18 protein-coding genes and 1 pseudogene are annotated in these 22,362 nt (G+C 35.5%); 3 read left to right on the forward strand and 16 right to left on the reverse strand.

Going from position 1 to position 22,362, the window contains the following annotated elements:
• Nucleotides 1-25: 25 nt before the first annotated feature.
• From RMR19_RS18150 to RMR19_RS18205, 12 genes and pseudogenes are all read right to left on the reverse strand, one after another.
• A complete protein-coding gene (locus tag RMR19_RS18150; protein ID WP_310604918.1) occupies nucleotides 26-1,879 on the reverse strand; it encodes an NADH-quinone oxidoreductase subunit NuoF in 1,854 nt (617 codons plus the stop codon).
• Between the two features lie 133 nt (nucleotides 1,880-2,012).
• Nucleotides 2,013-2,486 (reverse strand): NADH-quinone oxidoreductase subunit NuoE family protein, encoded by a 474-nt coding sequence (locus RMR19_RS18155; RefSeq protein ID WP_310604919.1) that lies wholly within the window; start codon nucleotides 2,484-2,486, stop codon nucleotides 2,013-2,015.
• 547 nt (nucleotides 2,487-3,033) lie between these two features.
• Nucleotides 3,034-3,843: a response regulator gene (locus RMR19_RS18160; protein WP_310604920.1), complete on the reverse strand. Its 810-nt coding sequence runs from the start codon at nucleotides 3,841-3,843 to the stop codon at nucleotides 3,034-3,036.
• A 24-nt stretch (nucleotides 3,844-3,867) separates the two neighbouring features.
• Nucleotides 3,868-5,682, reverse strand: a complete 1,815-nt coding sequence (locus RMR19_RS18165; protein WP_310604921.1) for a sensor histidine kinase — start codon at nucleotides 5,680-5,682, stop codon at nucleotides 3,868-3,870.
• 75 nt (nucleotides 5,683-5,757) lie between these two features.
• Complete coding sequence (locus tag RMR19_RS18170; RefSeq protein ID WP_310604922.1) at nucleotides 5,758-6,267, reverse strand: hypothetical protein; 510 nt, start codon at nucleotides 6,265-6,267, stop codon at nucleotides 5,758-5,760.
• A 234-nt stretch (nucleotides 6,268-6,501) separates the two neighbouring features.
• On the reverse strand, nucleotides 6,502-7,014 hold the full coding sequence (locus tag RMR19_RS18175) for a hypothetical protein (RefSeq protein ID WP_310604923.1): 513 nt from the start codon (nucleotides 7,012-7,014) through the stop codon (nucleotides 6,502-6,504).
• A gap of 343 nt (nucleotides 7,015-7,357) precedes the next feature.
• A complete protein-coding gene (locus tag RMR19_RS18180) occupies nucleotides 7,358-8,395 on the reverse strand; it encodes a sensor histidine kinase (protein ID WP_310604924.1) in 1,038 nt (345 codons plus the stop codon).
• A 238-nt stretch (nucleotides 8,396-8,633) separates the two neighbouring features.
• On the reverse strand, nucleotides 8,634-9,356 hold the full coding sequence (locus RMR19_RS18185) for a LytR/AlgR family response regulator transcription factor (RefSeq protein ID WP_310604925.1): 723 nt from the start codon (nucleotides 9,354-9,356) through the stop codon (nucleotides 8,634-8,636).
• Between the two features lie 384 nt (nucleotides 9,357-9,740).
• On the reverse strand, nucleotides 9,741-10,835 hold the full coding sequence (locus tag RMR19_RS18190) for a PRK06851 family protein (protein ID WP_310604926.1): 1,095 nt from the start codon (nucleotides 10,833-10,835) through the stop codon (nucleotides 9,741-9,743).
• 150 nt (nucleotides 10,836-10,985) lie between these two features.
• Nucleotides 10,986-11,483: pseudogene (locus RMR19_RS18195) on the reverse strand (flavin reductase family protein); the annotation flags it as partial.
• Between the two features lie 99 nt (nucleotides 11,484-11,582).
• Complete coding sequence (locus tag RMR19_RS18200; RefSeq protein ID WP_310604927.1) at nucleotides 11,583-11,786, reverse strand: hypothetical protein; 204 nt, start codon at nucleotides 11,784-11,786, stop codon at nucleotides 11,583-11,585.
• Between the two features lie 52 nt (nucleotides 11,787-11,838).
• Nucleotides 11,839-12,984, reverse strand: coding sequence for a phosphodiester glycosidase family protein (locus RMR19_RS18205; RefSeq protein ID WP_310604928.1), 1,146 nt, complete (start codon nucleotides 12,982-12,984; stop codon nucleotides 11,839-11,841).
• A gap of 331 nt (nucleotides 12,985-13,315) precedes the next feature.
• On the opposite strand from RMR19_RS18205, the gene argC reads away from it, so the two are divergent.
• Nucleotides 13,316-14,263, forward strand: a complete 948-nt coding sequence (gene argC / locus RMR19_RS18210) for an N-acetyl-gamma-glutamyl-phosphate reductase (RefSeq protein ID WP_310604929.1) — start codon at nucleotides 13,316-13,318, stop codon at nucleotides 14,261-14,263.
• Between the two features lie 198 nt (nucleotides 14,264-14,461).
• Nucleotides 14,462-14,905 carry a rhomboid family intramembrane serine protease gene (locus RMR19_RS22205; protein ID WP_442871552.1) on the forward strand — a complete coding sequence of 148 codons (444 nt, stop codon included), beginning with the start codon at nucleotides 14,462-14,464 and terminating at the stop codon, nucleotides 14,903-14,905.
• 78 nt (nucleotides 14,906-14,983) lie between these two features.
• Here RMR19_RS22205 and RMR19_RS18215 read toward each other — a convergent pair whose 3' ends face one another.
• From RMR19_RS18215 to pgmB, 3 genes are all read right to left on the reverse strand, one after another.
• Nucleotides 14,984-15,601: a discoidin domain-containing protein gene (locus tag RMR19_RS18215; protein ID WP_310604930.1), complete on the reverse strand. Its 618-nt coding sequence runs from the start codon at nucleotides 15,599-15,601 to the stop codon at nucleotides 14,984-14,986.
• Nucleotides 15,602-16,146: 545 nt separating this feature from the next.
• On the reverse strand, nucleotides 16,147-17,700 hold the full coding sequence (locus RMR19_RS18220; RefSeq protein WP_310604931.1) for a glycosyl hydrolase family 28 protein: 1,554 nt from the start codon (nucleotides 17,698-17,700) through the stop codon (nucleotides 16,147-16,149).
• Between the two features lie 59 nt (nucleotides 17,701-17,759).
• Nucleotides 17,760-18,410, reverse strand: a complete 651-nt coding sequence (gene pgmB, locus RMR19_RS18225) for a beta-phosphoglucomutase (RefSeq protein WP_310604932.1) — start codon at nucleotides 18,408-18,410, stop codon at nucleotides 17,760-17,762.
• 630 nt (nucleotides 18,411-19,040) lie between these two features.
• Between pgmB and RMR19_RS18230 the strand changes: the two genes are divergently transcribed.
• The gene (locus tag RMR19_RS18230; RefSeq protein WP_310604933.1) at nucleotides 19,041-20,051 is read left to right on the forward strand and encodes a LacI family DNA-binding transcriptional regulator; all 1,011 of its coding nucleotides are present in this window, start codon (nucleotides 19,041-19,043) and stop codon (nucleotides 20,049-20,051) included.
• Here RMR19_RS18230 and RMR19_RS18235 read toward each other — a convergent pair.
• Complete coding sequence (locus RMR19_RS18235; protein ID WP_310604934.1) at nucleotides 20,046-22,244, reverse strand: glycosyl hydrolase family 65 protein; 2,199 nt, start codon at nucleotides 22,242-22,244, stop codon at nucleotides 20,046-20,048. The two genes, RMR19_RS18230 and RMR19_RS18235, sit on opposite strands and share 6 nt — an antisense overlap.
• Between the last annotated feature and the right edge of the window lie 118 nt (nucleotides 22,245-22,362).

The raw sequence follows: 22,362 nt of genomic DNA on the forward strand, positions 1-22,362 counted from the left end.
CCAAAAGAATCACTCCTTTCCCTTATCAGCCTCTTGTTATTGCGCCAAATTTACATTTTTCCATACAAGCTCCACACTTGATACATTGTTCATCACGAATAACATGCGCTTCCTTAACCTTACCTTCAATTGCATTGTTTGGACAAGTTCTAGCACATAGTGTACAGCCTTTACATTTATTCGCATCAATCTTATAAGATAATAGCTTACGGCATGCCCCTGCTGGACATTTCTTATCAACTACGTGAGCTACATATTCATCATAGAACGCATCTAGTGTAGATAATACAGGGTTCGGAGCTGTCTGTCCTAAACCACATAATGCCGTATCCTTAATAACCTGACTAAGGTCTTTAAGTTCTTCAAGATGTTTCATCTCACCTTTTCCTTCACAGATTAATGTGAGTAATTCGAGTAATCTTGTAGTACCAATACGACATGGTGTACATTTTCCACAAGATTCTTCCTTCGTAAATTCCAAGTAGAATTTAGCTACTGCTGGCATACAACTATCTTCATCCATAACAATCATACCACCTGAGCCCATCATAGAGCCTTTGGCAATTAAGTTATCAAAATCGATCGGCGTATCCAAATCTTTCTCTGTTAAGCAACCACCAGAAGGTCCACCTGTTTGTACCGCTTTAAACTTCTTTCCGTCCTTAATACCTCCACCGATATCAAAGATAACTTCACGAAGTGTAGTACCCATAGGAACTTCAATTAGCCCTACATTATTTATCTTTCCAGCTAACGCAAATACTTTTGTACCTGCTGATTTCTCTGTACCTATTGTACGATACCAGTCTGCTCCCTTTAATATAATCTGAGCAACGTTAGCATAAGTTTCAACATTATTTACATTCGTTGGTTTTCCAAAGAATCCACTTTCTGCTGGGAATGGTGGTTTTGTTGTTGGTTCTCCACGACTTCCTTCCATTGAGTGTAAAAGTGCAGTTTCTTCACCACATACAAATGCTCCTGCCCCAAATGTAATTTCGATATCAAAATCAAAACCTGTTCCTAGAATGTTTTCTCCTAGCAATCCTCTTTCTCTTGCTGATTCAATCGCATTCTCAAGTCTTGTAATTGCAAGTGGATATTCTGCTCGAATATACACACGTCCCTTACTCGCATTAATCGCGTATCCACAAATCGCCATTGCTTCCACAATACTATGTGGATCACCTTCAAGTATGGAACGATCCATAAATGCTCCTGGATCTCCCTCATCTGCATTACATACAACATATTTTACATCTGCATCATATCGACTAGCGATTTCCCACTTTAGTCCTGTAGGGAATCCTGCTCCACCTCTACCACGTAACCCTGAATCTTTCATAATTTGTATTACGTCTTTAGGTTCCATTGTAGTGATACATCTTGCAAGTGCTTGATATCCGTCTTCTCTTATGTATTGCTCTATTACCGCTGGGTCAATATAACCACAGTTTCTTAATGCAATACGCATCTGCTTTTTATAAAAATCCATATGCTTTGAATCAGGAATTGATTCACCGGTTGTTTGATCTTTATATAAAAGTCCTTCTACTTTCTCTCCATTTACAATATGCTTTTGAACAATTTCTTTTGCATCTTCTGGTTTTACTTCAATATAGAATGTATTATCAGGAAGAATCTTCACGATTGGACCCTTCTCGCAAAATCCAAAGCAGCCTGTCATAAGAACACTAACACGATCTGTAAGATTTTCCTTTGCTATTTCTTCCTCAAGATTTTTAACAATTAAACTAGAATTAGAAGATTTACAACCAGTTCCCCCACAAACTAAAAGTGTTATTTTCTGATTCTTCTGCTCTTCTAAAGCTTTGGCCTTAACTTCACAAAGTTCTTCCATAGAATTAATCTTTGCCATCTTAAACCTCCTCTTGATTGTCATACCTTTTCCGTACTTTTGTACATAAAAATTGCTGAATATTTTGCCAACAATTTTCTATACAAATTGTTGCTATTGATTAGTCTGATAACGTAACCCAACTATCTCAATATTAATATTCAGCTAATATATCTTTCACCATATCTTTCGTTACTTTACCATAAACTTTATCACCAACCATAACAACTGGTGCTAAACCACATGCTCCAACGCAACGAAGTGCATTTAACGAAAATTTACCGTCTGAAGTTGTTTCATTACAAGATATTCCTAACTGTTTTTTGAACTCATCTAACACGGGCTCTGCACCTCTTACATAGCAAGCTGTACCAAGACAGACTGATATATTATGTTCACCTTTGGGAATCATTGAGAAATATGAATAGAATGTTACTACCCCATAAACTTTAGATGTTGGAACATCTAATTTTCTCGCTACAAAGAATTGTACCTCTTTCGGAAGATAACCAAAAATTCCTTGTGCACGATGAAGAACACGAATCAATTCACCCTCTTTAGATGGAAGGGAATCTATGTATGTCCCCAATTCTTCAAACTTCTCCTTTGACAAACTATCTATTGCCATCTACCTGCACCTCCTAATATTCCTAACTTCATTTTACCGTTTCAAGCTAACAACAACTAGTCCTTTCTTTGTGTAATTCGTCTAATTCGTTAAACTTTTATCAAACAGGTTTAATAGATATATTATATCAGTTATTCCAACCGATGTAAATACACTAGCTATTTCTTTTATTTTTTCTTAATATTTCATTCGTTTTTTGTGCACTTTGCATCTTTTATCCATTTATGGACAATTATGAGTATGTGCATTTGAACATATCATTGAAAGAACAAGCAAAAACACACTCAAAATATAGACATATCAATTATATTTTGAGTGTGTACTTTTTATTCTATATATTAGGATGCCAAAAAGGCATCTTTGTTCTGCAAAGATGCCTTTTCAGATATTATGAAACACTGTTCCGAGGGGGGGAGGGAATAATTTCACTAAAGTAAACGGGGAATAAACTTTAATGAAATTACAATAACAAATTTTTTATTTGTTATTTTATGATTTTATTATAACCGTTCTAGTGTGACTGAAGCGTGACTTTTCATCTTAAAAATCAAACTTTTTTTATTTTTTTTTCTAAAAAGTCCTCTATGTCTAATAATGTCTTCTCTGCCCAGCTATATTCAAACATATATTCACTATGAAAGTTATCTATTGCCTCTGTATTCCCCTCTAATAAATCATAGTAATCGCAATCGACATTCTCTTTATTGATATGACAAACACCCCGTTGACTTATGAATACTTCTTCCGCCCCTGCTTGCTTGAGCGTAGCTGTCAATTGCACTACTGCCTTGCGATAAAGATTCTTTACTCGTTCATCATACTCTCTATCCTCCCAAAGCTTATCTATTGCCTCTTCCATTGTCACCATTCCCCCTTGGCGATCAATACATAATGCAAGTAATTCCTTAGCCTTGGCATTCGTAAAGGAAACTAGCTTATCTTGAACAAATAGATCAAATCTTCCGAATGTCTTCGCATAAACCGCCTTCTTATTACCTTTTACTAATAATTTAGCCGTATTAATAGCATGCATAATCTCTTCTGCATCAAACGGCTTTAATATATACGCCAGTGCATATACTTTAAATGCTTCCAATGCATAATTTTCATATCCGGTTACATAGATAATTATAATATCTGGTCGAATACTTCTTAATTTTTTCCCCAATTCAATACCATTCATCTCTGGCATCTCAATATCTAATACTGCGATATCTACATGATTTTCTTGCACAAATTGAATTGCCTTACTTGGAAGGTTAAACTTACCTATAACTTCTACTTCCTCCATATCCTCGCATTCAATCTCAAATTGTTCCATTGCAAGTATTTCATCATCAACAAGAATTGTTTTCAATTCTATCCCTCCTAGTTTCCTCTTTTACGACAATGGCAATGCTTTCTTTGGTAAAACTACCGTTACCATTGTTCCAAATCCCTCACGGCTTCTTATTTTAAATGACGCCTTACAGATGTTCGTTAATCGCATCTTTATATTTTTGATTCCGACAGAAGTATAGTTACTATCCCCGTTCTCCTCACCGTCAGTCTCATATTGTGTAACATCAAATCCTACACCGTTATCTATTACCTCTATTATTATGGATTCCCCTATCTGGCGAGTACGAATTGTAACAACACCACCTTCAATCATCTTGCAGATTCCATGCTTAATCGCATTCTCAACAATCGGCTGAATGCTAAGTGGAGGCACTAAAAAATCTTCTATATCAATATCATATGAGACCTCAAACTGATTATTAAATCTCACCAATTCAATATTAACATATGTTCGAATATGATTCAATTCTTCTGCAAAAGGTATCAGCTCTTTTCCATTTATAGAATTCAAGTTTGTCCTAAGATACCTTGAAAAATGCCCAACTAATTTATATGCTTCATCTGGCTTTCTCTTTATTAATGTTCGTATTGCTGTTAATGTATTATATAGAAAATGCGGTTGTATCTGACTAAGCATCAAGGTAACCTGACTTTGTAACAGCTTTTCACGCAAATCATTTGCTTCCGTAATTAAATCCAAATATCTAGTAACCACTGTCAATGTCAATACTGCCATATAAAGCAAGATTCCTATTCTCAAAAACAAACCATACTCTCTAAATGCATTTAAATAATACGCAATCACTTCTAAAAATGCAAACATCAATAGCATCCCTGTCATAGCTAAATACGCTGCTGTATATAATTTATTCTTTTTCTCCTTACTTCGGAAAAATTCATGTATCAGTATAACATGCACTATGATGATACACACCACACTTAGAATCAGCACACTATCAATTGTCTCAATAAGGTCTCTTCTTTGTAATAATGCTAACGTTATACACCGAATAAAATTCATTGCATTTATTGCTACTATTACATCTAAATATTTCTTATGTGCATCTTCAATCAGTTCCCGCATAAAAAGTATATATGGGTATAATGCTAATGTGAGTGACAATAATGTGGTCATAAGAATAATATCTAAATTCCCATACATAAATTGAACTATTCTACTCTCTCCTAACGACCAGCTTCCCATTAATATCGTACATATACCAATGTAAAATAACGCCCAAAAAACTTTTCTCAATGCCACTGTTAATAAAAATACCATTAATATAAATCCGCCTAACGATATTATTACACATGACACAACAAAACCTGGCATATACCTTTTTATAAGATACGATTGGTAATCACATCGATTACAGTATATAATCTCACTTATTGCACCTGAATATTTTGCATATGGTGAGCTCAACTGTATTATTATCTCTTTTCCTTCATATGATTTTTTCAGTTGTACTGACTGCCATGCACTAGTCGGTGCTTTTGTCAATCGCTCCTCTTTATAACCATAGCTGTATATCTCTTCTCCATCAACATATACTTTAACAAATTGCTGTCTACTTCGAAAGCACAAACTATAATACTCTAAGTCACTTACTGGTATCGTATTCTTTAACGTCACTACTCCATTCATTTCACAATCAATTTGCATTGGCAAAGCAATTTCGCCCTCGTACGCTACCCCATCTACATATATTTGCGGCTCTCCAAACTCCTGCGTCTCATACTTATCAAGATGTTCTCCTGATTTATTGTATTTTGAAAATGTAAACGCTGTAAAGATTGCTGTGAGAATAATTGCAAACAGAAATATCTGTGCTGGCTTCAACTTTTTAAACATATTTTTCTCCCAGTACTTATTCACAAAACTGTCTTTTGGTTTCTTATAGTCGTTCTATCAAATATATTGTATATGTTATGGAGACACAAAACAATCCCCATTCTCTATATCAAATTCGTCTATATAACCCTTTGGCGTGAACGTTCTAGTTTTTCCTATTCGACCATATGTATCATCATAATTACGTTTAATTGGCTCAATAATCTCCCACGTATCTACATGTAAGCTCATTTCAAACATAGGATCGTCAAGCTCTTCTGATAAAGTCCCTTTGACAAGAAATTGATTGTCGGTTTCGAACATAAAAGTCTCTTGTTTAAGTACTTGCTCCGGCGTGTCACCTTTCAATTGAATCCATGTATTTTCATGCTCTCCATAGGAAATGTAATAACCGTAGCCAGTAGTGTAACCACAAGCAATAATATAATAGTTATCATCGCTATCTGCATATTCTCGTGCCTGTTCCATACTCACAGCATGAAGCACAGGAGCATATGATAAATCCTTCATCCATCTATGACCTATGATGACTGCTCCCACTATAAAGATGATTATAATTGTAGTAATCCATGTTTTTTTCTTCATATACTCTCCTCTTTGGCTTATTCCCACTGTTATGAAAATAATATAATCTATCACCTTGTTTTACAAGTATTTTTTATCCTAATCGATTTTCTTTTCCATATCATCATATGAGATGAAAATTCCATAGGAGGTTTTGAAGAAACGTTTAATGGATTGTAACAGAAATGCCATCCTATGTGCTAACACATGGATGGCATTCATTTGCATTGTTATTTTCTCTGGTATTTCTGTCAGCTATAAGTTCAAACCCTCATACAAAACAGAGTTCGGATGTGTAACAAACTTGTTACCAGCATCTATTTGCTGAATAGCAATATTGTCCATATAGGCTTTCATTCGGATAAAGGCGCGATGATTCTCCGCGCTACTTTCTACTATGCCCCTCACCGGATATCCATTTTCGTATTCCCACTGGACATTAATGCCGAATTTATTATACAATTCTTCAAAATTATAAATAATTGGTGCAGCTTGGGATTCGAGAAACTCCATCATCCGCTTGCCTGTTAATCCAATCCCCTCCGGCAACTGTATCGCATTTGAAAGCCAAGCCTTTTGGGCTTCATCACTATTTATATCTATGCCTTTCCCCTCGCAATTGGCTTCAAACACATCTGATATGGAAATATGTTTTACCTCTTCGCTTGACTGAGTCGGAAGAGAAAATGTACTATTCTCAGCGTTACTTTGTTGTGCCACTGGCTGATAGGTTTGATTGTATATTGTATTGTTGATCTTCATGCTCATGTATTTACACCTCAATTATTCTAATAATATCTAGCGAATGTCTTTAATCATCTAAAACATACGTTCGAATCAGTAGTAGAGTAGATATAGCTCAATTGCATTTTCCAAAGCCGTTTCTCCTTTCCTTGTGTTCTTTGCCACAAACTAAGATTTTGTCCTATTTCTTGATAATAAAAAATAAGAATCAGCATTTTTAATGCTCTTCAAAATTGTAACATAAATTTGGACCTTGTGCGGGAACTTGGAATGAACTATACGTTTCCTTGGAACGAAACAAGATTTTACTCAAAACCGCATGACTATTACATTTAGTCATGCGGTTTTATACGCTGTATTTTTTGTTTCAGGAAGATTGCACATATAAAAGAACGTTTGTAAAAAACAAAGAATCGGTATGATTTATTTCCATATATCCTTTATATTTTTCAATGGACCTTCTTATGTTTTTAAGACCATAACCATGTTCCTTAGCTTCACTTGATGAAACTATCTCTCCATTTTCATACTTAACCTCGCCGTTAAATGTGTTCTCTATATTTATAATTATCCTCCCCTTGCTAAAATATATGTTTAGAAATATCTTCTTTTCCTCCGTTTTAAGGGCTGCGTTAACGGAATTATCCAGTAAATTTCCTACGATTGCAACAACATCTGATACATCAATGTTTAATTTCGGTGGCACTGCTATATTAATTTGAAGGTTTATATTTTTTTCTTTTGCATTACGGAGCTTGTAGTTGATAATGCTGTCGAAAGCAGTATTTCCTGTATCACTGTAAATCGGATAATCTCCTACCTCGCCTATCAGTGTAAATAAATATTTCTCCGCCTCTCCTGATTGATTATATTTTATGTAGTCGCTTACAGTTGATAAATGACTTTTTACATCGTGTCTGAAAGATTTCAAATCCTCCATTGACTCCCTCATTAATTCGCATTGATTATAATAGTATTCCTTTTCCTGCTCATAAATCGTTGCGTTTAATTTATCAGCGTATGCTGCCGACAGCGAATCGTGCAGATAGAATGTCAGTATATTAATGAGGAAGATTACTACTATAGAAATAACTTTTATTATCTGGCTCGTATTCATTGAATTAAGAATCGTTACTGCAATAAAAATTGAAGATGCAGGAATAGTAAATGACGAAATCCAGAATATGTTTGAAACAGGATTATTCTTTCGGATATTTTTAAAGTTCTGCGCCAAAATAGCCTCGAAAAATAACAAAAAGTTCATAATAATCAATCCAAATGTAAAATCACCTTTAACCTGTGTTAACGGCGAAATATTAAAATTACCTACTAAGCTGGATATCAATATATCAGTAATAAACATAAATAAATATATGAAACAAACGGCAGAAATTTTTCTTTTCATTGTCGATTCATAATTCAGTGTTATCAAAAAAATCATAGAAATATTAGTCAACAAATTTATTATTGGCAGATATGAGGAGAAAAACGCAACATTAACTATAATCAGATATAACATGAAGGATAAAAGATATACAAAAAATGGAGTTTTCCTTTTTTCAAAAAAAACTTTCATAAATCTATCTACCGTAAAAACCATAAAAATACTTGCCGTCACATAAATGATTCTAAAAACCTCCATTTTATGATCTCCTTTTTTCCAGTTCGTTTTGTATTTTTCTTATTTCCTTCCTTTTCGATTGTCCAATAGACAAAACAGTATTATCTGACAGAATTACTCTTTCATATTCAAAAATAGAAACATAGCTATAATTTACAACAAAAGATTTATGAATAAACAAAAATCCATACATTTTAAGCTGTGTGTGAAAAACTTCCTCTAAACTTCCATAAAAATCCTCTTCTCTATTTTTTAATTTTATCATTATTTTCTTCCCTTTGCTCTTTAAGTAGATAATATCCTTTATCATTATTTGAAATGTATCATGTCCATATTTATATGAAAAAATGCCGGTCTGAAGGTGATTTATTTTCAAATACTTGTTTATAACCTTTTCGATTTTTTCACAACTTAGTGGTTTTACTAAGAAATTAAGAGGATTAATATCAAATAATTCTAATGCATATTCCGATTTGCCTGATATGTAAACAATTTGAGTGATTTCGTCATCATACACATCACGTATATTATTCCCAACTTCTAATCCGTTCATATTTGTAAGCTCAATATCCAAAAAAATCAAATCATAGCATATCCCATCAGCAAGCTTTTCGCATAAACCCTCTCCTGTGTAATACACTTCAACCTCAAATTGAACACACAATTTTTTGCATAACATTAGAATATATTGTTCAATCTGAGAGCATATATTGTTTTCATCATCGCAAACAGCTATCCGTACCATAATGCTTACCTCCTTTTCAAAACTCATGGTTAGGGCTGCCCCCCATGACTACGGTGTTTGTTGTTCGACTATATCTAGTCAAACACTTTACTTTTTTATTTTGTTTTATAAATCCATCTTGTTATCTCGGACACTAAATATATATTATATCGTACATCAGCCATTTAAACTTAACAGCGGAACACGAGAAACTGGATTGGTGGCTCTAATTGTACTTTTCACTAACAATGATATCTAACAAACACACTGAATTTGTAGCCATAACTAAATACTTTTACGCTTTATAGAATACACGTTTCTCAAGAACTACAAAAGGACTGACTCCTGTATTCATTTAAAAATACACAAGTCAGTCCCCAAACCTTATTTCCTTTTCTTCCTTCTCTACCTTCCCCTCTTTTCCCTCTCCGCAATACGCTCTACCACATCGCTTGTCGTTTTCTCAATTATGCTATAATCTGTTGCAGCTATATAATATTGCTCCAGTACATCATGCAACTCCTTTGCCTTTTTCAGATAGGATGTTCCTGTTGCAACGGTTTCTTTGTAACGCTTTTTAATCGCATTTAGTTTCTGTTCGTATTGTTCATCTGTATTTGGCTTAATTAATTCGGCATACATATCAATTACGGAATCACCCTCGCGACTTGGTTCGTATTCGTGCGGTGCTGTTGAATCAAAGATGCACCATTCCAGTTTAGGAATAAGGATCATGTCTAAGCTATTTGGATCAAAACCACAGTGATAAACTTCTACTTCTAGTCCCAAGTCCTCTGCTTTTCTCAATATTTTCTTCAACATAGTAGATTTTCCTGAACCTGGTCTGCCTTTTATAAAATAGCGTTTCTTACAATTTTCTGTAATGTTCACAACATAATCCATAGCACCATTTGGTGTTGATCCACCAAAGAAACGATGTCTTGTTACACCTCCGTCCTGCTTTTCACAGTCTCCCAATAACGTATCGCATACACGTTCTGTTAATTTATCTGCTTTCTCAAAATCCATATTTTCGATATAGATGTGCTCCCATTCATCATGAATCTTTAACGCTGCTGCAAATGTTTCATACGCCTTTGGATAGCACTCACTAATCTGTTTTTGTACCGCTTGAATCTCGTCCGTTTTATTCTCTAACAATTCAATATCCCAAGCAGTTCCTAGATTCACATATTCTTCAATTGCACCTGCCGTCTTTGGTTCAATTACATGTGGTGCTGTACCATCAACAATTCCCACACTTAATTCACGCACAATTACTCCATCTAACGAATCTGGGTCGGATGAGCAATGAATATACTCTACATCATAGTCTTTGTCTGCATATATTTTCCCAACTTTCTTCATCAAAGTGGATTTACCAGTGCCTGGGCCTCCTTTTAAGATAAATATTTTCTTTAACCCTTGTAGATTCAAGTCAAACATATTCTGAAATCCTTTTGCTGAGTTGGCACACGCAAAATAATGTTTCTCTGCCATGCAAAAACGTCCCTCTTTCATAATCTCTCTTTCTATATTATGATGCGTACTTTATATCGTGCATATGTAATTTTTACTTAAAACAAAAAACCAGTAAAGATACTATACCATTCTCTTTACTGGTTTCCTACTACTACCTATACTTGATTACTCCGCTATATAAGTCGGTGCATTCTTTGGACTCTTACCCTTAACTACTTTGTGATAATATGCATATGTCATAGGATCATCAACTCCTATAACATCACCGTCTAATACTTTGCCAAGGAAAATTGTATGCGTCTCTGTCTCCATTGTATTCATTACTTCACATGCAATATATCCACATGATTCTTTGATTACTGGTAACATACCTTTCACTTCATAATCTACGTTTGCAAACTTATCTACATCTTTACCTGATTGATAACCAAATGTTCCTATTATCTGTGGATTTGTTTGTTCCGATAAAATCGAAATTGCAAATCTACCATTTTCTTTGATACATTGGTTTGTGTAATTATCATGATTAATACTTATTGCAATTGTTGCTGGTTCTGAGGTAATCTGCATTGCACTATTGGCAACACACCCTGTCGGTCTGCCATTATCCCATGTTGAGATAATATATACACCATATGACAAATTACGAAATACATTCTTATTCATATATTGTCCCCCTTCTCTATAAGCCATTAATAACAATAGTAATTATTATTATAATACAATATTTTTACAATTTAGTCAATCCACGTTTCTATATTAATATTATTCACACTTCTTATTTTTTCGATACCAAACAACGGAAAGAATCGCATTTATAAATGATGTAATGCAAAATACTAATAATAATGCATTCGATATCGAATTATTGATAAAATTCATATTCGGATTCAATTGATCTAATATCCAAAATGTTATAAACATTGCCGCTAACACAATTACAATATGAGGTAGTATCTTTCTTATCATTCTATGCCTGCCTTCCTATTCTTCTCCAGTCGAAAACTTTCCATATTTCGCCCTATTCATTTACTCCAATATATATGATATCACTTATTGTTCTTCCTCCATCTGCTGGTTGATTCACATACTCACCATCGTATACCATTGCGGAAGATTTACCGCCATCTAAATTATAAGCGACCTTACAATCTAGTGAAGACATAATTCCTGCCAATTCACTTAACGTAACACCTCTGCTGTATCCTTCATCACGCCCATCAACCGTTACAAATACATAATGTCCGGGTTCTATGTATCCAATAGCTGCTCTTGGATTCTCACTATTCAGATAGGAAGTTGTATTGAATGTTGATGCTACCTCTCCGCTCTCACCTAATAGAGAAGGTCCAAAATTCCATGCCTGCCATGCTCCTGCTGCGATAACTTCATCTGCATCAAACTCCTCTGGTGAATATGTTTTCATTGTTCCATCCGTGAATAGCACGCAGATATCCGTTCCTACAATATCATCTCGATACAATACTCCATTGCGAATAACAAAGCTCGTATCGCTGTTTCCATAATAATCACCTGACATTGCCAAGATTGCATTATAATCATTCGCCATATCTTGAACTGATGCTCTTATATTCTTACCGTATTCTCCAGAAGCAAATCCTGTACGAAGATAAGTGATGTTACTAACCTTTACATCTGCTACATAATATGTAATCTTATCAGAACCCGTTCCTATAGAAACTTTACTTACCGTCAGATTCACCTTATCATCCGTATAGCTTTGTACTACTTCACTGTTTTTTTCACTCTCTTCTATATTTAAACCTGCATTTGTATCAGCCTGTTGCTCACTTGTGTTTTCATTGCTAACTCCATTTGGAATTCGCCCTGATTTACTATTACTTGATTCTCCTTTCTTCCTACCTGATGTATCATTAGAGCTAAAGCTTTTAGACGCTGAAGAATCTTCTGCACTTGATGTATCTTCTGCTTCTTCTGCACTTTCATCTGATAATGCAAATTGCTCTATATTCGAATCTGTTGATGCGACTACCTTTCCCGAATTATTATAATGATGTGGCAATATATAAAAATATAATAGAAACGCTCCCATACAGATAAGATACAACGCAACATCCATCACAATCATTGCTAGGACAGACATTTGCTTATGAGATTTGTCTTTCACTCGAATTATCCTTATCATGCTTCCTAATCTCCTCTCTTCTTCGTTTTTTCCACCTAAAATACCTTTCGATAATCTTTTCTGAACAGTTTCTTTATTTTCCAGTTCTATTATTTTTATGTACATTATAGCAAAAGAAGCCGTTGAAAGTTTGTTAAAACTGCGAACATTCTGTGAATTCTTTCTATTTATTTTTGCATTAATATTCCGAACCCTTCATAATTTCATGATTACAGTTAATTAGATATTGTATTTTTAATCTTATCGGGTTATAATAATGTATATTTATACTGTGATTATGCATTTTTATGAATATTAATTATATAATTATTCACCTAGGAGGTTATATTTAATGAAAACAAAGATTTTTATCGATGGTAGTGAAGGAACAACTGGATTACGTATCAATGAACGTTTTATGAATCGTGATGACATTGAACTTATCACAATTGACCCTGAACTTAGAAAAGACTTAGCAGAACGTAAGAAGAAAATCAATGAATCAGATATTACATTTTTATGTTTACCAGATGCTGCTGCAAGAGAAGCTGTACAATTAGTTGAAAACGATCACGTTCGTATTATTGATGCTTCTACTGCTCATCGTACAGAAGCAGATTGGGCTTATGGATTCCCTGAATTATCAACCAATCATCGCAACGCAATCAAAGAAGGACGTTTTGTAGCAGTTCCAGGCTGTCATGCTACAGGATTTATCTCTCTTGTTTATCCTCTAGCCACTGGAGATATCTTACCTTCTGACTATCCAATCAGTAGTTTTTCTCTTACTGGTTACAGCGGTGGTGGAAAAGGTATGATTGCGGAATACGAAGATACCAATCGCCATGCTGACTATTCTGCACCAAGAGAATATGCATTAACACAACAACATAAGCACCTTAAAGAAATGAAAAAGATTGTTGGATTAGACAGAGAACCTCTCTTCTCCCCAATCGTAGCTGATTATTATAGCGGTATGCTTGTAACAGTACCTCTTTACGCAGAACTTCTAAAAGGAAAACAAACACCGGAAACTATCCATGCATATTTAACTAAATACTATGCAAACCAGCCACTTGTTCATGTTATGCCTTTAGGCGCTGAGAGTGAGACAAATGGTTTCCTAAGTGGTAATCATTTAACTGGTTTTGATGGATTAAACATCTATGTAAGCGGTAACGAAGACAGAATCCTTCTTTCTTCTCAATTTGATAACCTTGGAAAAGGTGCATCAGGCGCAGCGATTCAATGTTTAAACATTATGCTTGGCTGTGAAGATGGAAAAGGACTTAGTATATAGATTCGTTTTGTTTATTGAAATGAACTATCACAATAGAGTTGGAGTTGATATCCTATAGATACTATAATTAAGAAAATTTTTAGTAAAAATATTGTTTCTATTATATTTGCCGTCTTATTTATAACAATATATATCGCAAATATAATAATAGGGAATAACACAATTTTTAATGCTTTATCAGGAAGTGGCTTTCACAAATTGAATGGTGACTTTTACCGTGTACTTACTGCTTCTTTGTTACATTCCAGTCCATTACATTTAATTGCTAATGTAATCGCACTACTTTATATTGGTAGCCTACTGGAGAAAAAATTGGGTTGGAAATGGACACTTATTATCTATCTTTCTTCCGATATTTTTTCAAGTTGTTTGTTTTATGGATATATGTCGGATTGTATTAATGGAAATGGTTCCTCGGTTTTCCTTTATTCCTTAATGGCTATTTTACTAATTCTATGGTTAAGATATCCCAACCTATTTCAAGTAAAATGGTATAATTTTATGATTATATATCTTATTTGCTATTTCTTTATCGGAAACTTCATGGGTAACTATTCTACGATTATTATTCATGCTTTTAGTTTTTGTGTCGGGCTGGTTGAAGGATTACTTCTTCTTCAAACATCAATTATTAAAAGATAACCTAACTATTTAAACCGCCATATATCAATTGATATTGGCGGTTTTTCTGTCTGTGTTACTTATTTATTCCCCTATTACTTATCTACTATAAATCTCAAACTCAGCTACTTGCCCTCCTGTCGCTCCCGTATTTGCAGTAAAATTCAAAGCAACAGCTCTTACGTCAATATCATCAAATTCAATAATTACTTCATTTCCTCTGTCTGGGTCAAAATCATACGCCTTTTCTTCAACTAATGTTTCATAGGACTCTCCATCGTAGGATACTGTCACATAAAACGATTGTGTACGTTTCCCCCAAACACTCGCAGGATTTAAAGCAACACGAATTGCATGTATATTTCTCTCTTCTTTAAATTTCACTAACAATTCATTCGGATAGCTATCTGCGCTACCTTCCCAGTAAGAAGCTCCATCTGTCATTCCATCAACAGCCTTACGAGGAGTAAATGTCTGATTGAATCCATTTGCATCAACCTTACCTTCAGGGGCAATATTTGTTCCTTCTGGTAGCACTGAAGCATATTCTTCTTTTATAAAAGCAGGATTCTCTTCACTTTCTGTCTGTTCGGGTGCTTCTATTTTCGTAATCTCTGCATGTAGCTTCTTACTGCCCTTCCCTTGAGTTATCCCATATCCAATTGTACCTACTAACACTACGCTTAATATTATAATTACAATTCTTTTCTTGGTCATATTATATATCCCCCTTTCCATTTCTAACAATTGAGTAAAATTCGAGTTATTAAGTAAAACTTCAAAAGTCAAAAGGTTATCAGCAAAGATAAAGATGAATACTTGAGAAGAGTTATTCATTCAACATCTTACCTGTACTTGTGTATCAATAACATATCTATGCAAAACTTCATTACGTATATCTGCTTCTTCACTAATGTTCTATAACTAAAAAACGATAGCGAAACACCTATAGACCTTCTTAGTGTGTACATTAACAATCTAAGAAGGCGAGGCATGGACGCCGAGCCAGCCTGAGCTGAGGCAGGATGCCGAATCGAAGGCGATTCTGAACCGCTTAGATAACTTATTCGTACACACTTAGAAGTTCTTAGGTGAGTAGCGTGTTTTGTGTTATAGAACATCAGTGAAGAAGCTATAAAAACAATCAAAGTTTTGCATTCAAAACCCACCATACACAAGTACATCAATCAATTTCAAATGAATAACTCTTTTCAAGTATTCATTCCTAAGATGAAATAAACCTTTTGACTCATGAAATCACCTTACTCAATCACCAAATTCTTCGTAGAATTAGCATCAATCTCAAATTGCCCTTCGGAAAAATCTTTGATTTGCTTGCCTAATACTACAAGATTCTTAATCGTAACACCATCAATTGTATGGGTATCATCAAAACCTTTTATTCGAGATGGCGCATTCTTTCCAGAAAGCACATTAACATTCTCAATTACGATATCCTTAATATGTCCTCTCTCTCTTGTTGCAGACCAATTAGAGCTTTGCGCAATATGCAAATCAATCAAATATGGCATCTCACTACCATCTCCACTACCCATCTGCGCGTTTTCTACTATGATGTTACGGAATGCAATATTCGATACGATAGCATCATCTGCATTATGCACAGAAACGACTGGCTTGTGAAAATTATTGAGTACACAGATGTTTTCGAATGTGACATCTGTTATTGAAGCATTCTCTCGGTTGCCTTTATTTGTTTCATAACCAACTTCCATTGATTGCGCAAAATCTGTCCATAACTGCATATTTGAAAATGTAATATTCTCAGAATTTTCACTATAATTTTTAACTACAAGCGAATCATCCCAGCTTCGAACAAAACAATTTTTTACTTCAAAATTCTTGCAAGATTGTAATGTAATTCCATCTCCATTCGGTCTAGGCGAGATAATCTTTATGCCTTCAATAACACCATTTTCAGAATTATATGCCTGACAAACCCATGCATTTGAATTCAATACGATAACATCTTTTAATACAATGTTTTTACAATAATCAAATTTCAAAGGAATATAGGCTGTTCCGCCCTTCCAACCTTCGTATTTTGAACCATCTATAATTCCTCTACCACAAACAGTTACATTATTTACGAAGTTTCCATTAATTGTTCCATGAACGACAGCTCCACCAGCAAGATAGAGTGTTTGACCACTCTCTAATGCAATCGATTCAATATCCCATTCCCCAGGCCCTACATACACGACATTCTCATCATTAAAGTCTGGTATATCTTGTTCCATTGGATTTGCAAAGATATGTACCGCTCGATCTGGAGAATTATTAAATTGAATTGTGTAGGTATCTGGTGTTGTAATTGAGAAAGAAACGGTATGCTCCTTCTTGTTTACTTTTGGCTTGATTCCATAACTTAACGGACTGATTTGCACACTTTCAATATCTTTCTCTGGTACAGTAATAACAATATCTGCTCTGCCTTCAAAATCAAAATAGGTAATAGGTGTTCGAGAAATTGGAGGTAGATAATTACTTACCCACTGCCTTGTATGATTTACATTTGTATCATAGACATAGCACTCTTCACCATCTACAGTAATCCTTGTATCCACACAATGCTTTAACGTAAAATCACGACTTTCTTCTGACCCCGAAACCAAATCCTCTTCCGTCGCATCTTGTAATGATTTCGGGCCTTCATATAATACAAGTTTCGAAGCAACCGTATTCTTCTCATTAGCACTTGTCTTACTATAAACAATCAAACCAACACTAATAAGAATTGCAATACTTAATAACATAATAACTATATTCTCCACCTTATTCTTTTTATTTTGCATGTATGCGCCCCCACCATCTTAATAGTTTTCATTTCTCAAGTTACTATTTCCCAAGTTATCTATCCTTCTAAAATACTTTCCCAATCAATATCAGCATCTAACCCTGTCGCTTCATACGTTGCACCCAGACTCTTATAGTAAGGCCCAACCCCCAATGACTTCATACCAGCCGCTTTCGCAGCTACAATTCCTGCTTCGGAATCTTCCACTACCAAGCACTCCTCTGGCTCAAGTTCCAGCTTTTTCGCTGCGACTAAGAAAACTTCTGGATCAGGTTTCGAATTTGTAATATCTAGTCCACAACTCACCTTATCAATATAGCTTTCTAAGCCCGTTTTCTGAAGAATCACAGGTGTATTCTTGCTTACCGAGCCAACACCGATTAACAACCCTTTCTCCTTCAGATAAGAAATCGCCTCCTTAACACCAGATAACACTGCACTATCATCTAATGTCTCTAGTAACTCTTTATAGCAATCGTTCTTACGCTCAGCTAACGCTTCTTTTTCTTCTTCTGAATATACCTTATCACCCTTATTCAAAACAATCTCCAGCGACTCCATACGGCTTACCCCACGCTGCTTCTCATTATCCTCTTTCGTAAAACTCGTAATCCCAAGCTCCTCAGCCAATTGCTTCCAAGCCTCATAATGCAATTCATCTGTTGAAACCAAAACTCCATCTAAATCAAATATAATTCCCTTAATCATAATAAAATCCTCCTTAAGTTTAAAATCTATATTAGGTACTTGCAAAACTCTCAATCCTTGACTTCTTCTTGATTAACGTATATTAACAAAGAATAAAGAACACTCTTAAAAACCGATAGCAAATCATCTACAGCACTTCTTGCTGTATACGATACAACCGAGGAAAGCTTTTCCGTAAACTTTCAATAACCTATCCTTACACATTTAGAATTACTTAGGTGGTTTTGACCCTTATATCCTTTGAAGCACTCGCGAAACTCTCAACACCCTTGACTGCTTCTTGGTTAACGTAGGTCAACTAAAAAACGATAGCGAAACATCTATAGTACTTCTTGGTGTATACCCCACAACCTAGGAAGGCGAGGCAAGGACGCCGAGCCAGCTCTCGTTGAGGCAGGATGCCGAATCGAGAGCGTTTCCGTAACTTCTAGATAACCTATCCGTATACACCTAGAAGTCCTTAGATGTGTAGCGTGTTTTGTGTTAACGTACGTTAACCAAGAAGCCCCAAAAAGTAAATTGAGTTTCGCCCCACCTCTACTACCAAAAGTTTATTGAAAATTCCCCAATTCCGTGTTATTGTATTACTTAGGTTTAACATAAAACTAATGAAAGGTTAGGTGCTCTACTATGGCAACCATCAAAGATATCGCAGCCTATACAGGTGTTAGCTGCACAACTGTTTCCAATGTAATTCATGGAAGATCAACTCGTGTTTCTCCCGAAACAGAAAGCAAAATACAGGAAGCCATAAAAACACTTGGTTATATTCCAAACATGTCTGCAAGAGCACTCGTATCCAATTCCTCTAAAGTGGTTGCTCTTATCAACCATATCGTAACGGATAAAGAACAAAACTTCATGGATGACCCATTTCAGGCTACCTTTGTTGGTATTATCGAATCCGTATTACGTGAACATGGCTACTACCTTATGGTTCGTACTGTTGAAACAAGTGACGAATTACTTGCATTCTTACAAACATGGAATGTTGATGGTCTGTTTATCACAGGTATGTTCCGTGATAGTTTCTTTGATGCACTTACTGACTTAAAACTTCCAATTATCTTCATCGACAGTTATGTACATCATCCGAATTTTTGTAATGTCGGCTTGGAAGACTTCAAAGGAAGTTACCAAGCAACTAAATATATGATTGAACATGGTCACAAGCACATTGCGTTTGCTTCCCCTTCTATTAAAGATGGAGGCGTATTGCAGGAACGTTTTCTTGGCTATAAATCAGCACTTACAGAAGCTGGAATTCCTTTTAATAAAGACATTGTGTTTCAATACGAAATGGACCTTGATTCCTGCCAACAACTTAGCGATAAACTTATAGAGTATCCTCAAGTTACTGCAATCATTACAACCGCAGATATTATGGCGGCTGGTATTATTACCGGACTACGCAACAATGGCATCCGTGTCCCAGAAGATATCTCTATTATGGGATTCGATGATTTATATATCAGCCAAATTATTACTCCAACATTGACTACGATTCACCAAGATATGCAACTGAAAGGAAACGTCGCCGTCGATTTTATGGTACAAAAATTAGAAGGCAAGACCCTTTCACAAACGGAAATTGTCTTGCCCATACACTTGGTTGAACGAAACAGCGTTCGTACCTTATAAAATGTTTATTTCTGTACTGTCTTTTGTTTCTGTTATTTCATATAATTGATCTTGATATTGAACCGTAAACCTCAGTTTCTTCCATTGTTCAGGAAGCTGAGGTTTTGCTTTTAGCTTGCCATCTTCAACATAGATTCCACCAAAACCTCTAATTGCCGTCATATAAGCACCACCTGCTGCTGCCGGATGCGTACCTCCGATATAAACAAGTCCAGCCCATTCCTTCCCTCCTGGGAGCAAATCAGCACTTGCTGATTTCATAAAGAATGGATAAGCCTTCTCTGGCATTCCACATCGACAGGCAAGTAATGCATACATACAAGCACTCAGTGAAGAGCCATGCTCGGTACGTGGTTCATAATACTTCCAATTCTTTAACATAACTTCTTCTGAAAAATCATCTGGAAACATCGTTAACCAAGTTACAACATCTGCTTGTTTAATTACTTGTGTTTGAGATGCAACACCATAAGCACCACCCCAATATTCTTTTTCATGCAGAAGTCTTCCTTTTACCTCTTCAACAGATACATCTTCTAATAGATGATATCCTTCGAATTGTTCAATCACACCTTTTTCATCTGGCTGTGGTATTAGAACTCGCTCCGCAGCTTCCTGAAAGTTTATTTTGCACTGAACTACATTATAATTTTTCCCTATCTTTGCGATAACATCTTCTGAAAATGTTACTAAATCATCTAACAGTTTCGCCGCCACTTCAAATGTATATTTCGCCATACGATTTGTATAACCATTGTTGTTCACACGTTCATGGTACTCATCTGGCCCTATTACATCATGAAGCTCGTATTGGTTTGATTTCACCTTCTTTACTAAAAGTGATTCATAGAAATTCGCACATTCCAGTATTGTTTCAAAACCACCTTGCTCAAGAAGGCTTGTATCTCCTGTTACGTTCACATAGCGCATAATTCCATATACAATCGCAGCCGATATATGAATCTGCTTATCTTTAAAATGTGTCCGCATAGGTCGCTTTGTAAATACATCGGTAACATTGTAGTCACTGCATGCATCATAGCCGCCTTCTTGACTTTCCCAAGCATAGAAAGCTCCTTGATATCCATAACCAGCCGCCTTTTTCTTTGCTCCATCAAGTGTATCAATACGATAACGAAGTAAGGTTTTTGCCACCTCTGGTTGTGTATATAGGAAATAATCCAACATAAACATTTCTGTATCCCAGAACACAGCACCTTTATATGTCTGCCCTGATAAACCTCTTGCGGCAATCGATAGACTCTCACTATGTCTTGGAGCAATGCATTGTAGATGGTAAAGAGAATAATTCAAAGCTTCCATCGCTTTTGCATCACCATCAATGTAGACTTCTGCTGTTTTCCAATGATTTTCCCAAGCTTCTATATGACTGTTTCTTGTAACCTCATATCCTTTTTGCAAAAACACATTTACAAGTTTTTGCCCTTCCATATCTGGTTTCTCACAGTCTTTGCTTGTATATACAGCAATCATTTTGTCTACATTGATGTTTTTGTTTTCCTCTGTTATAAGGCAAATGCGATGCAGAATCTTTCGTCCTTCTTTTTTCTGTTTCCTTTCACAAGGATGATTTATTGAAACTCCCTCTACTACAGTAACTTGATCTTTGCTTTCATGCGTAATTCCTGTGGCGTATAGCAAATCACCATTTTCTTCTAATAGGATTCGATTATAATGAGGTCCATGAATATCCCATACATCTCCATCGATTCCAGTTAGTATCTCTACATCTGCATGAAAATCAGCAAACACACTGTATCTCATACAAATTAAATGGAACTCGTCATAGTGAGCGAATCGTTCACTTGTTACGGTAATATTTCCTCGTCTTGTCTTCCATTTCGTTACCCTTGTAACAATTCCATGGCGATAATCAAGCGATTGTTCATGTTCTGCCGCCTCCCTCGCTGGCAAATCATAATAATCTCCATCAATTTTTATTCTTGTATATAAACCGTTGGGGGCATTAAGGGGTTCTCTCCAACCATCTCCAACTTGATCATAGATTCCTGCTAGATTAATGGCTGGTAAATGTTCCTTTTCAAATTCCTCAAGACTGCCTCTTATTCCTACATAACCATTACCACATAAAAATTTGTTCCCATTGTTTGTAATACGTTCCTCGGAAAAGCCTATGTCCCTTATCAACCAATCTTTCTTTTCTGCAACCATAGCCTATCCTCTCCATTCTGATGGAATTATAATTTCTGTTGCATCTTGTGAAAGTTCGTACTTCTTACCGTAAACACATACTTCTACCGAATGTTCTCCAAGTGTTGCAAGTCGAACC

This window comes from Anaerosporobacter sp. (assembly GCF_031551385.1).
GTDB lineage: Bacteria > Bacillota > Clostridia > Lachnospirales > Lachnospiraceae > Anaerosporobacter.

Coding starts and splice junctions, on each gene's coding strand:
- RMR19_RS18200 (WP_310604927.1), bottom strand. CDS start 11,786: ATGATAAGAAAGATACTACCTCATATTGTAATTGTGTTAGCGGCAATG.
- RMR19_RS18170 (WP_310604922.1), bottom strand. CDS start 6,267: ATGAAGAAAAAAACATGGATTACTACAATTATAATCATCTTTATAGTG.
- RMR19_RS18230 (WP_310604933.1), top strand. CDS start 19,041: ATGGCAACCATCAAAGATATCGCAGCCTATACAGGTGTTAGCTGCACA.
- argC (WP_310604929.1), top strand. CDS start 13,316: ATGAAAACAAAGATTTTTATCGATGGTAGTGAAGGAACAACTGGATTA.
- RMR19_RS18180 (WP_310604924.1), bottom strand. CDS start 8,395: ATGAAAAGAAAAATTTCTGCCGTTTGTTTCATATATTTATTTATGTTT.
- RMR19_RS18150 (WP_310604918.1), bottom strand. CDS start 1,879: ATGGCAAAGATTAATTCTATGGAAGAACTTTGTGAAGTTAAGGCCAAA.
- RMR19_RS18155 (WP_310604919.1), bottom strand. CDS start 2,486: ATGGCAATAGATAGTTTGTCAAAGGAGAAGTTTGAAGAATTGGGGACA.
- RMR19_RS18215 (WP_310604930.1), bottom strand. CDS start 15,601: ATGACCAAGAAAAGAATTGTAATTATAATATTAAGCGTAGTGTTAGTA.
- pgmB (WP_310604932.1), bottom strand. CDS start 18,410: ATGATTAAGGGAATTATATTTGATTTAGATGGAGTTTTGGTTTCAACA.
- RMR19_RS18185 (WP_310604925.1), bottom strand. CDS start 9,356: ATGGTACGGATAGCTGTTTGCGATGATGAAAACAATATATGCTCTCAG.
- RMR19_RS18235 (WP_310604934.1), bottom strand. CDS start 22,244: ATGGTTGCAGAAAAGAAAGATTGGTTGATAAGGGACATAGGCTTTTCC.
- RMR19_RS18175 (WP_310604923.1), bottom strand. CDS start 7,014: ATGAGCATGAAGATCAACAATACAATATACAATCAAACCTATCAGCCA.
- RMR19_RS18205 (WP_310604928.1), bottom strand. CDS start 12,984: ATGATAAGGATAATTCGAGTGAAAGACAAATCTCATAAGCAAATGTCT.
- RMR19_RS18220 (WP_310604931.1), bottom strand. CDS start 17,700: ATGCAAAATAAAAAGAATAAGGTGGAGAATATAGTTATTATGTTATTA.
- RMR19_RS18190 (WP_310604926.1), bottom strand. CDS start 10,835: ATGGCAGAGAAACATTATTTTGCGTGTGCCAACTCAGCAAAAGGATTT.
- RMR19_RS18165 (WP_310604921.1), bottom strand. CDS start 5,682: ATGTTTAAAAAGTTGAAGCCAGCACAGATATTTCTGTTTGCAATTATT.